Genomic DNA, 11,862 nt, shown 5'->3' with positions numbered 1-11,862 from the left:
GCCCGCTCCCACATTATTAGTCCGCGTACACCCACATACTTACTTCCACCAATACTCGACTTGCACACCAAAGTTCGACCCATGCCGCGCCGTACCGTACGAACCCGTGTCGGACAACGCCGACCCCGCCGCCAGTTCATTCGCCGCGCGCTTGGCCGCTTCGTTCCAGGTTGCATAGGTGTAGTACAAACGCACTTCCGGGCGCGCCCAGAAATCCGGGCCTTTGGGCGACCAGGTCGGGGCAAAGGTAAATTTGCTCAGCTTGCGCGTGCCGCCGCTGGCATCAACTTGATCGTGCCCAAGCTCGGTCACCAGCTTGAACTGCTCGCTGATGGCATACGCCGGGCGCACGCCGACCGACATCCAGGTCTGGTCCCCGCTGCCGGGGCGAATATCCTTCTGGTACACCGCCTCGATCTGCCCGCCAAAACGCGGGGTCACCTGCCAGTCGAAAAACTCCACGGCGCGGTAACTTTTGCTGCTGTTGTCCAGGAAGGTATTGCCGGTGTAACCGAGCCCGGTGCCGGGGCCTTCGCCGTACTGCAAGGCGAACTTGTTCTTGCCACCCAGGAAAGGTTTTTGCACGTGCTGCGCGGTGATCGCCCAACCACTGTTGGTGTCGCGCCCACCGGCTTTTTCGATATAGCTCAAGCCCAGCTCCAGCTCGCCGCCGGGGTTGGTCTTGAAGCCGGCGACGTTGAAGTCGTGACGGGTGGCGTATTCCTTCTGGTACAGGTTGTCCTTGCGCGAGATCGCGTAGCTGTACTTGAGGTCGCCGATCAGCACGTCCTCGATACCGCCGCCCGTGGCGCTCTGGTTCCAGTAGTAGAAGTCGGAGATATGGATGTCGTTACGCTTGTAGTAACGCCGCCCGGCCCAGATCGAGCCGCCGTTGAGGCTGGGCAGGTTGGACCACTGCGCATACATCTGCGGCATACGCGCCGAGCCGTTGTTCTCGCCCTGGAACTTCAGCTCGCGGTCGTACTTGTTGTACAGCGACGCCATCGCATCGACGCTGAGCACCGAGCCGTCGTCGAGGGTCAGCAGGTCCTGGCGCAGTTCCAGCTCGGCGTATTGCTCACATTCGTTGCCCAGGCGGTATTTGGATTGCGCCCCCGGTAACTGGAAACATTGCTGCGGGCCGCTGCCCGTTGACGTCCCCGCGCCACTGCGCAAATAGCCGGCAAATTCCAGGGCCTGAGCGCCAAAGGGCAGGCTCAGGCAGGATGCAACGAGGCCCAGCTTTATCGTGGTTTTCATGAAGCACTCCGATATTTTTATTATGGTTTTTGCAGCGCCCCGTGCTCCCACACGGGGGTACAACGGGTCTCAATCCTTGAGGTGCAGCACAAACGATTCGTACGGGCGCAGCACCACTGTCGCGGTTTGCTGCGGGCGGTCGGGGTAGTTGCTAATCAGCAGGCGTTGCTCGCTCGTCGCGTTAATCACGCCATCGGGCAGTTGGATTTCGCACGGCGTGCCGTAGAAATTGTTCAACACCAGCAGGCGCTCACCGTCGCCTTCGCGCAGGTAGGCCCAGACCTGGAGATGGTCCGCCAGGAGTTGGCGGTAAACACCGTGCTGGATCAGCGGTTCATGGCGACGCAAGGCGATCAGTGCGCGGTAGTGATGCAGCACTGAATCCGGCTCATCCAGCTGGTTTTCGACGTTGATCTGCGCCGCGTTGGCCGGGATACCAATCCACGGCTCGCCCCTGCTGAAACCCGCATTGGCCCCGGCATTCCACTGCATCGGCGTACGCCCGTTATCCCGCGACTTCTGCATGATCGCGGCCATGCTCGACGCCTCGGACTCACCGGCATCGCGCTTGAGGCGGAAGATATTCAGGGTCTCCACATCGCGGTACTGCTCGATGCTGTCGAAGCCCGGATTGGTCATGCCCAATTCTTCGCCCTGATACACATACGGCGTGCCCTGGAGGAAGTGCAGCGCAGTGGCGAGCATCTTGGCCGAGACCACACGGTACTCGCCGTCGTCGCCAAAGCGCGAAACCACGCGGGGCTGGTCGTGGTTGCACCAGAACAACGCGTTCCAGCCACCGCCGGCCTGCATGCCCAGTTGCCAGTCGGAAAAGATCTGCTTGAGCTGCAGGAAATCGAAGTCGGCTTTCACCCACTTTTGCAGGTTCGGGTAATCGACTTTCAGGTGATGAAAGTTGAAGGTCATCGACAGCTCTTTCGACGCTGGATTCGAATAACGAATGCAGTGCTCCAGGCTGGTGGACGACATCTCGCCGACGTTAATCAGGTCGTGGCCTTCGAAGACTTCGCGGTGCATTTCCTGCAAGTATTCATGCACGTTGGGGCCGTCGGTGTAGAAGCGCCGGCCGTCGCTGTTGTCTTCGGGGAAATCGGCGGGCTTGGAAATCAGGTTGATTACGTCCAGGCGGAAACCGCCGACGCCCTTGTCACGCCAGAAGCGCATCAGCTTGAACACTTCGGCGCGGACCTTGGGGTTGTCCCAATTGAGGTCGGCCTGGGTGTGGTCGAACAGGTGCAGGAAGTACTGGCCGGTTTGCGCCTCGTATTCCCAGGCCGAGCCGCCGAACTTGGATTCCCAGTTGTTCGGCTGGTCGCGCCAGATGTAGAAGTCGCGGTACGGGTTGTCGAGGCTGCTGCGCGCCTGCTGGAACCATTCGTGTTCGATGGAGGTGTGGTTGACCACGATGTCGAGCATCAGCTTGATGCCACGCTTGGCAGCTTCGCCGATCAGCAAATCGCAGTCGGCCATGGTGCCGTAGCTGGGGTCGATGGCGTAGTAGTCGCTGATGTCGTAGCCGTTGTCGCGCTGCGGCGAGCGCAGGAACGGGGTGATCCACAGGCAATCCACGCCCAGCCATTGCAGGTAGTCGAGTTTGTCCACGATGCCCAGCAAGTCACCGGTGGCGTTACCCGCGTGGCTGTGGAAGCTTTTCGGGTAGATCTGGTAGATCACCGAGTGTTGCCAGTTTTGCATGGGGATTCCTTCAGTAGAGTTGTGTGCTGGCCTTGAGGGCCTCTTCGCGAGCAAGCCCGCTCCCACATGGGAATGCATTTCAAATGTGGGAGCGGGCTTGCTCGCGATAGCGATAGATCAGGCAACCCGATACCCAGGCCGAACAATCTTCATGCTCAACCCACAGGTCAAAACAAACGGCACCACGATCGCAATCACCATCCCGATCACAAAACTCGGGATGTACTGCGGAATGATCGAGATAAACCCTGGCAAGCCACCGACCCCGATGGCCGACGCCTGCACCTTGTTCAGCGACAGGAAAATACTGCCCAGCGCCGAGCCCAACAGCGCGGCATAGAACGGAAACTTGAAGCGCAGGTTCACGCCGAACATCGCCGGTTCAGTAATGCCGAAGTACGCGGAAATCGCCGAGGTGGACGCCATGCTTTTGTCCCGCGCATTGCGGGTCATGTAGAACACCCCGAGCGCGGCGCTGCCCTGGGCCAGGTTGGACATGACGATCATCGGCCAGATAAACGTGCCGCCCTGGGTGGAGATGAGTTGCAGGTCCACGGCGAGGAACATGTGGTGCATGCCAGTGATTACCAGCGGCGCATACAGCAGGCCGAAAATCGCGCCGCCGACCATCGGCGCCAGGTCGAACAAGGTGACCACGCCGTCGGTGATAAGGATGCCGAGGTGACGGGTCACCGGGCCGATGATCGCCAGGGCCAGCACACCGGTGACCACGATGGTGGTGATGGGCACGACCAGCAGCTGGATCGCATTGGGCACTCGCGCCCGCAGCCATTTCTCGATGACGCTCATCACATAGGCGGCCATCAGGATCGGCAGGATCTGCCCCTGGTAGCCGACTTTTTCGATCTTGAACCAGCCGAAGATATCGAAGTACGGCAGGCTCTGGCCGTCGAGGCCGGCGACCGCCTTGCCGTAGTTCCAGGCGTTGAGCAGGTCCGGGTGTACCAGCATCAGGCCGAGCACGATGCCGAGGATTTCACTGCCGCCAAACCGCTTGGCCGCCGACCAGCCCACCAGCGCCGGCAGGAACACAAACGAGGTGTTGGCCATCAGGTTGATAAGGCTCCACAGGCCGTCCAGGTTCGGGTACGCCTCCAGCAGCGTCTTGCCCTCGATGAACATGCCCTTGGCGCCCATCAGGTTGTTCACGCCCATCAACAGGCCGGCGATGATAAGCGCGGGCAGGATCGGCATGAACACATCGGAGAACACCCGCACCAGGCGCTGCATGGCGTTGGTTTTGTCGGCGCCTTTCTTCTTCACATCGGCGATGGTCGCGGCGGCGAGGCCGGTCTGTTCGCGCAGGGCGGCGTAGACCTTTTCCACTTCGCCGGGGCCGATGACCACCTGGAACAGGCCGCCGGTAAAGAACGAGCCCTTGACCAGATCGACCTGGTTCAGCGCGCCGCTGTTGACCAGGTGTGGGTCCTTGAGCGCCAGGCGCAGGCGCGTTACGCAGTGGGCGGCTTGCTCAAGGTTGTCGCTGCCCCCGAGGTGTTCGAGGATCTCGCGGGCAATATTCGGATAGTCGTGGCTCATGCTTGGTTTCCACTTTGATTTTTTTATTTGGGGGCAGTCATTGGCAGCACGCCGTGGGCAAAAGTACTCGTCTGTACGAGTTAAAGCAACAACTCGTACAGACGAGTTTGAAAAAGTTTATTCCGCGTAGGACCTGGCTGACTGTAGGTCGAATGGACAAACCCCACCCATGCCACTAAGGTTCCTGCCTGAACGCAAAGGCACAGAGCCATCCCCATGAGCAAATACAACCAGATCTACACGGATCTGCTTGCCAGCATCACCACTGAACGCCTGCAACGCGGCACGCGCCTTCCCTCCGAAACCGAACTGATGCACAGCTACCAGGCCAGCCGTGGCACCGTGCGCCGGGCCATCGAGCAGTTGCAGGAGCGTGGGTTCGCGCAAAAGATCCACGGCAAAGGCACCTTCGTGCTGTCGCCCAACCCGATTGAGTTCCAACTGGGCGGCATCGTCAGCTTCTACGAAACCCACGCCGACCTGGGCGATGACGTCCGCACAGACGTGGTGGAATTTACCCAGTTCCCACTGGAAGGCTCACTGCAGCAACATATCGAAGCCGAGCCGGGCACCCTGATTACCCGCATCAAACGGGTGCGGCGCATTGGCGGCAAACGGGTGATCCTCGACATCAACCACTTCGTCGCCGAACTGATTCCGGGGTTGGACCGCGCGATTGCCGAGCAGTCGATCTACGCGTTTATCGAACAGACCCTGCAACTGCAAATTGCCTACGCCCAACGCACCATCGAAGCCCTGCCCCGCAGCAAGGACGACCAGGCGCACCTCGACCTCGAAGGGCAAAGCCATGTGATCGTGGTGAGTAACCAGACGTTTTTGCAGGATGGGCGGCAGTTCGAATACACCGAGTCGCGGCATACGTTGGATAAGTTTTACTTTTCGGATATTGCGCGGCGGTAAGCATCAATCGGGAAGATCATTGCCCTGCGATACTCTTGGCCAGCCCTGCCGCCCACGCAGCAGTCATCTTTTCCCCGACTACGGCGAACTCTGGGTGAGTGCTTTGATACGCCGAAAGCTCTGCCATCGCACGAGTCATGCCCTCTTGCACTCTGGCCAGCAGCTCGTTGCAGCGCGCCTCAGACAAGCTGCACGAACTGCGCCCGAACTGGACCAGCATCTTGCGCTTGGGCCAAGCCTTCGAACCGCCGAGCAGCAAGCCCATGATGTCGTTGCTGCTGTACACGGTGGTGGTCACCAGATCGTAAGCCGGTGCTAGCCAAACGTCCGCGTCCTCGGCGCAACTCTCGTACAACAGGCCGTAGTTTTTCAGGTGGGCGTCACCGTTCTGGATGCCCGCAGACAGCGCCACCATCAGGAAGAAGTCTTCCAGCGTTCTGGCGATACGGCTGGGCGTGACAAATGACCTGATCAGCTTCGCGCATCCCTGGTAGCTGCCGTCGTATTTCTTCGCGGTTCCCCATCCAGATAAAACGCACATATCCTCAAATCCGAGGTAGGCGTTTTCCCCGATATCGAACCGCTTCACCACCAGGAATTTCCCCTGCTGGCTGAGCTGGAATTCAGGCACCTCAAGGCCACAATGGAATGCAGCCCGCATGCAGAAAAATTCATTGGCCGCCAATTGTGGAAAGTCAGACTCGTTGAACGCCTTCACCAAGTGCGTCGCGCCTCGATGGGTAAGACGTTCAATGCCGGCGCCCATGTCGTCAAGGTCGCGGACCAACACCTTGGGTTGAACACCCGACACCCCCGAGTAGGCTGCGTAGGTTTTCAGAAGGTCATCGAACAGGTCTTTGGCGCCGTCATACACCAACAACTCGGAGAGCTTGACCTCAGGCAGTGACTCGCCCCCCGCGTCATGGGCAACACTGATACGACCCAGTTGATGCGGACCCACAATGCCCAGCAGCGCGAAGTCGTCAAAGCCGCGCACAGACTTGCTGAAGCGCCGCACTAGTTCGTCCTTGAGATGCCCCTCAGGGATGTGCATCTCGAACAGAGGATGAACCCCATACTCCCAGTTGTAACTCTCCAGGCGTACCGGCATGGTCAGGGATACGGCATTCTCTTCGCCGACCGTGTCGTTGTAAGAGAAAACCGAGTTGCGCCGGTCTTCCTCACTCCGCCCGAGTATTCCAGCCGGAACACCGCCTGCACCGATATACAGTCGCTCACTTTGACTCGTCATGGATGTTTTCCGATTTCAGCTCATCTAGGGTCTTGCGCCGACGCATGGGAATGGCAGTCAACTCATACCCCAAGCCCTCAAGAATCGCCGCGACTTTTCGAATACCCACTTCTGCAATGGTATTGTTTTCAATCCCCGAGATGGTCGCTCGGCTCATGCCATGCCGTTGCGCGAGCTGGCTCTGAGTAAGACCGGCAGCCTTGCGCAGGCCCTTGATCAATGTTCCCAAGTCGCCCATAGAAAATGCATCCTATACAATTCAAAAAATACAAAAACTCATACATGAACCATATACAATGCATTACAGCTTGAATAGTCCTTTATCTGCATTTGGCTTCAGGCTGAGGGTTTCCGGCTTGACCTTGAGCTTGTACGGGTATCACCAGGAAAGAAAGCATCGTGAACATTCCAAAAAAATGGCGTGACCAATACCCCCATTCACTCATCGAGCAGCAAACCATCGGCGAGTCACGCGCCGATGTCTTCCGCCTGCGCCTAGACGACGGCACGGACCTGTTCCTGAAGTCCGAGCCCGTTGACGAGTTCGGTGAACTGGCAGACGAAATCGAGCGCCTTCGCTGGCTGCGGCAAATGAATCTGCCGGCGCCCGTGGTTATCGATGAAGTGACAGAAGACCAGCGCCATTGGCTGCTGATGACCGCCGTGCCCGGACAGGACCTGGCCAGCGCCAGCGAGCTTTCTGCCGCGCAGATCATCGACATCCTGGCAACGGCCCTGCGTACCTTGCACCAATTGCCCGTTGCGCTTTGCCCCTTCGATCATTCCCTTGAAGTACGTATCCCACGTGCCCAGGAGAATATACGTGCAGGGCTGGTGGACGGCAGCGACTTCGACGACGAGCGATTGGGGCAAAGCGCGGAGGATGTGTTTGCAGAACTGCTGGCGACTCAGCCCACCACCCATGATCGGGTGGTAACCCACGGCGATGCCTACTTGCCGAACTTCATGGCGGCAGACGGGCGCTTCAGCGGTTTCATCGACTGTGCACGCCTGGGCGTCAGTGACCGCCATCAAGACTTGGCCCTGGCCGCCCAAAGCATCGAACGCGAGCTTGGCCAGGCGTGGGTGAAGCCCTTCTTTGAGCGCTACGGTGTCGAGCCCGACGAGCAACGCATGAAGTTCTACTGCCTGCTGGACGAGTTCTTCTAGCCCCAAATACAAAACCCCGGCACCAGGCCGGGGTTTTGTTATTCAGCATTCACCTGCTAGCGCAGGATCATTCCCACTCAATCGTCGCCGGCGGCTTGCTCGACACGTCATACGTCACGCGCGAAATGCCTTCGATCTCATTGATGATACGGCCGCTGACCGTTTCCAGCAGTTCGTACGGCAGGTGCGCCCAACGAGCGGTCATGAAGTCGATGGTTTCTACGGCACGCAGGGCCACGACCCACGCGTAACGACGGCCATCGCCTACAACGCCGACGGATTTCACTGGCTGGAACACCACGAATGCCTGGCTGACCTTGTGGTACCAGTCGGCCTTGCGCAGTTCTTCGATGAAGATGTGGTCGGCGCGACGCAGCAGGTCGGCGTATTCCTTCTTCACTTCACCCAGGATGCGCACGCCCAGGCCCGGGCCCGGGAATGGGTGGCGGTAGACCATGTCGTACGGCAGGCCCAGTTCCAGGCCCAGACGGCGGACTTCGTCCTTGAACAGTTCGCGCAGCGGCTCTACCAGCTTGAGGTTCATTTCCTCAGGCAGGCCACCCACGTTGTGGTGGGACTTGATCACGTGGGCCTTGCCGCTCTTGGCGCCAGCCGACTCGATCACGTCAGGGTAGATGGTGCCCTGGGCGAGGTACTTGATGTTGTCCAGGTTGTTGGACTGGGCATCGAAGACGTCGATGAAGGTGCGACCGATGATCTTGCGCTTCTTCTCTGGGTCGGACTCGCCGGCCAGGTTGTTCAAGAACTGATCTTCAGCGTTGGCGCGGATCACCTTGACGCCCATGTTCTCGGCGAACATGGCCATCACTTGCTCGCCTTCGTGCAGGCGCAGCAGGCCGTTGTCGACGAAGACGCAGGTCAGTTGGTCGCCGATGGCTTTGTGCAGCAGGGCAGCCACTACCGAGGAGTCAACGCCGCCGGACAGGCCCAGCAATACGTTGTCGGTGCCGACCTGGGCGCGCACCTGGGCGATGGCGTCTTCAGCGATTTTCGACGGGGTCCACAGGGCTTCACACTCGCAGATGTCGAGGATGAAGCGCGACAGGATGCGGCCGCCTTGCTTGGTGTGGGTCACTTCCGGGTGGAACTGCACGCCGTAGTAGCGACGCTCGTCGCTGAACATGCCGGCGATCGGGCAGCTCGGGGTGCTGGCCAGGATGTGGAAGTCTTCCGGCATCTTGGTGACCTTGTCACCGTGGCTCATCCACACGTCGAGGCCGAACAGGCCGTCGGCGTCAACGTGGTCTTCGATGCCGTCCAGCAGGCGGCTCTTGCCGACCACGTCGACACGGGCATAACCGAATTCACGCAGCTCGGAACCTTCAACCTTGCCGCCCAGTTGCTCGGCCATGGTCTGCATGCCATAGCAGATACCGAAGACGGGCACGCCCAGGTCGAATACGGCTTGCGGGCAACGCGGGCTGTTGGCTTCGTGCACGGACTCGGGGCCACCGGCGAGGATGACGCCTTTCGGTGCGAATTCGCGGATCGCTTCGTCGTCCATGTCGAACGGATGCAGTTCGCAGTACACGCCGATTTCACGCACGCGGCGGGCGATCAGTTGGGTGTACTGGGAACCGAAATCGAGGATCAGGATACGGTGGGCGTGAATGTCGAGGGCCATGAAGTCAGTCTCGTCTAATGAATCAGAAACAACTCGGGGCTGAAGAACAGCCCCGGTTACTTAACATTTTGCTGGAAGCATCAACCTACGCGGTAGTTTGGCGCTTCCTTGGTGATCTGCACGTCGTGGACATGGGATTCAGCCATGCCGGCGCCGGTGATCCGTACGAACTCTGGCTTGGTGCGCATTTCTTCGATGTCGGCGCTGCCGGTGTAACCCATCGAGGAACGCAGGCCGCCCATCAGTTGGTGGATGATCGCGCTCAGGGTGCCTTTGTACGGCACACGGCCTTCGATGCCTTCCGGGACGAGTTTCTCGGCGCCTGCCGAGGAGTCCTGGAAGTAACGGTCGGAAGAACCTTGCGCCTGGGACATGGCGCCCAGCGAACCCATGCCACGGTAAGCCTTGTACGAACGGCCCTGGAACAGTTCGATCTCGCCTGGCGCTTCTTCAGTACCGGCGAACATCGAGCCCATCATCACGCAGGAAGCACCGGCAACGATGGCCTTGGACAGGTCACCGGAGAAACGGATGCCGCCGTCGGCGATCAACGGTACGCCGGTGCCTTCAAGGGCAGCGGCGACGTTGGCGATGGCGCTGATTTGCGGCACGCCCACACCGGCAACGATACGGGTGGTGCAGATCGAGCCAGGGCCGATACCGACCTTGACCGCATCCGCGCCCGCTTCGGCCAGGGCCTTGGCGGCAGCGCCGGTGGCAATGTTGCCGCCGATCACTTGCACTTCAGGGAAGTTCTGCTTGACCCAACGCACGCGGTCGATCACGCCTTTGGAGTGACCGTGGGCAGTGTCGACCACCACCACGTCAACGCCGGCAGCAACCAGCGCGGCAACGCGGTCGCCGGTGTCTTTACCGGTGCCGACTGCAGCGCCAACGCGCAGACGACCTTGGTCATCCTTGCTGGCCAGCGGGTAGGCCTTGGCTTTTTCGATGTCGTTGACGGTCATCATGCCTTTAAGGGCGAATTTGTCATCGACGATCAGCACGCGCTCGATGCGGTGCTTGTGCAGCAGTTCGCGCACGTCGTTCTTGTCGGCGCCTTCCTTGACAGTGACCAGACGCTCTTTGGGCGTCATCACTTCACGGACGGTGACTTCAAGACGGTTTTCGAAACGCACGTCACGGGAAGTGACGATGCCGACCAGGTCGCCATCATGCAGCACCGGAACACCGGAGATGTTGTGCAGGCGGGTCAGGTCGAACAGGTCACGCACGGTGGCGTCGGCTTCGATAGTGATGGGGTCTTTGACCACACCGGCTTCGTAACGCTTGACCTTGCGCACTTCGGCAGCTTGCTGCTCGATGGTCATGTTCTTGTGGATGATGCCAATGCCGCCTTCCTGAGCCATGGCGATTGCCAAACGGGCTTCAGTGACGGTGTCCATGGCAGCGGAAACCAGAGGAATATTCAGCTCGATGCCACGGGTTAGGCGGGTCTTGAGACTGACTTCGTTAGGAAGCACCTCGGAATAACCGGGCACTAGGAGAATGTCGTCGAATGTCAGAGCTTCTTGGCTGATACGCAGCATCGCGGGGGCTCCCGAGCGGGAAAATGGAAGCGCGCCATTATATACATGCGCCCTGCCGGGCTCAATGTAAAACTCTGACAAACTTGGTAATACTGATAGAAGGATTACAACTCGACTTTGACCCAACTCATCTTCTGGTCCAGCCAATCGGCAAATTCGTCGATAAAGCTCTGCTTGAACCCCGCCTCCGCCCAGTTGTTGAAGATGAAGCCCAGGTTGGAAAAGCCGCATTCCTGCAGGAACAGAAAGCCGTTGATGTCATCTTCATGCCCACACAGCGGGCAGGTGAAGTTGTCGGTGTGGCCGGGCATCCAGTCTTCCAGGCTGTCGAACAGCGCTTCGCCGACTTCCTTGCGGCATTCCGGGCAGCCGGCTTCTTCGAGAAAGCCCTTGGCCGGCGTGTAGATGCAGCGCTTGTAGATGATCTCCAGGCCGTTGATCGGCTCATTGAATGGCAGGGCCTGCGGGTGCAGCACCACGGCGCGGGCGCCGTCGGCCAGGGCATAGCCCATGCGGTTGCCGGTGCGGCCGCACGTGGTGAGTTCTTCCTTGATGATGTTCTTGCGCACCAGCCAGCGCACGATCGCCCGGGCGCGGGGTTCGTGGACGGGCAAGGTGGAAATTTTCGGGACAAGGATGCTTTGGGAATTCATGGAGCCTGAGAGTCCTGCGGTGTGCCGTCTGACGCCTTCGCGGGCAAGCCCGCTCCCACAGGTGACCGTATTCCTACAGAGAGAATGCGGTCGAATGTGGGAGCGGGCTTGCCCGCGAAGAGGCCCTAAAGGCTG

Annotated in this window: 10 protein-coding genes; 2 read left to right on the top strand and 8 right to left on the bottom strand. The window is 59.7% G+C overall.

The window, feature by feature from the left end:
- Positions 1-39: 39 nt before the first annotated feature.
- From NUV89_RS03590 to treP, 3 genes are all read right to left on the bottom strand, one after another.
- Positions 40-1,260, bottom strand: coding sequence for a carbohydrate porin (locus NUV89_RS03590; protein ID WP_257780318.1), 1,221 nt, complete (start codon positions 1,258-1,260; stop codon positions 40-42).
- A gap of 69 nt (positions 1,261-1,329) precedes the next feature.
- The gene (gene treC / locus NUV89_RS03585; protein WP_257780317.1) at positions 1,330-2,976 is read right to left on the bottom strand and encodes an alpha,alpha-phosphotrehalase; all 1,647 of its coding nucleotides are present in this window, start codon (positions 2,974-2,976) and stop codon (positions 1,330-1,332) included.
- A gap of 117 nt (positions 2,977-3,093) precedes the next feature.
- Positions 3,094-4,536 carry a PTS system trehalose-specific EIIBC component gene (gene treP / locus NUV89_RS03580; RefSeq protein WP_257780316.1) on the bottom strand — a complete coding sequence of 481 codons (1,443 nt, stop codon included), beginning with the start codon at positions 4,534-4,536 and terminating at the stop codon, positions 3,094-3,096.
- Positions 4,537-4,752: 216 nt separating this feature from the next.
- On the opposite strand from treP, the gene treR reads away from it, so the two are divergent.
- Entirely contained in the window at positions 4,753-5,457 is a 705-nt protein-coding gene (gene treR / locus NUV89_RS03575) for a trehalose operon repressor (protein ID WP_257780315.1), read from the top strand.
- 16 nt (positions 5,458-5,473) lie between these two features.
- Here the strand turns inward: treR and NUV89_RS03570 are convergent, their stop codons facing one another.
- Positions 5,474-6,709, bottom strand: a complete 1,236-nt coding sequence (locus NUV89_RS03570) for a type II toxin-antitoxin system HipA family toxin (protein ID WP_257780314.1) — start codon at positions 6,707-6,709, stop codon at positions 5,474-5,476.
- A complete protein-coding gene (locus NUV89_RS03565; RefSeq protein WP_257780313.1) occupies positions 6,693-6,947 on the bottom strand; it encodes a helix-turn-helix domain-containing protein in 255 nt (84 codons plus the stop codon). Before NUV89_RS03565 ends, NUV89_RS03570 begins: the two co-directional genes overlap by 17 nt.
- A gap of 161 nt (positions 6,948-7,108) precedes the next feature.
- On the opposite strand from NUV89_RS03565, the gene NUV89_RS03560 reads away from it, so the two are divergent.
- Positions 7,109-7,879 carry an APH(3')-II family aminoglycoside O-phosphotransferase gene (locus NUV89_RS03560; RefSeq protein WP_257780312.1) on the top strand — a complete coding sequence of 257 codons (771 nt, stop codon included), beginning with the start codon at positions 7,109-7,111 and terminating at the stop codon, positions 7,877-7,879.
- A gap of 67 nt (positions 7,880-7,946) precedes the next feature.
- Here NUV89_RS03560 and guaA read toward each other — a convergent pair whose 3' ends face one another.
- The 3 genes from guaA to NUV89_RS03545 all read right to left on the bottom strand — a co-directional run bounded on the left by guaA (position 7,947) and on the right by NUV89_RS03545 (position 11,727).
- Positions 7,947-9,524, bottom strand: a complete 1,578-nt coding sequence (gene guaA / locus NUV89_RS03555; protein ID WP_124525050.1) for a glutamine-hydrolyzing GMP synthase — start codon at positions 9,522-9,524, stop codon at positions 7,947-7,949.
- 80 nt (positions 9,525-9,604) lie between these two features.
- Complete coding sequence (gene guaB / locus NUV89_RS03550; protein ID WP_017478674.1) at positions 9,605-11,074, bottom strand: IMP dehydrogenase; 1,470 nt, start codon at positions 11,072-11,074, stop codon at positions 9,605-9,607.
- A gap of 104 nt (positions 11,075-11,178) precedes the next feature.
- Complete coding sequence (locus NUV89_RS03545; RefSeq protein ID WP_017736807.1) at positions 11,179-11,727, bottom strand: hypothetical protein; 549 nt, start codon at positions 11,725-11,727, stop codon at positions 11,179-11,181.
- Positions 11,728-11,862: the final 135 nt, after the last annotated feature.

It is taken from the genome of Pseudomonas sp. 18.1.10, from assembly GCF_024655625.1.
Lineage (GTDB): Bacteria > Pseudomonadota > Gammaproteobacteria > Pseudomonadales > Pseudomonadaceae > Aquipseudomonas.
This window is presented reverse-complemented; position numbering and strand designations above follow the sequence as displayed.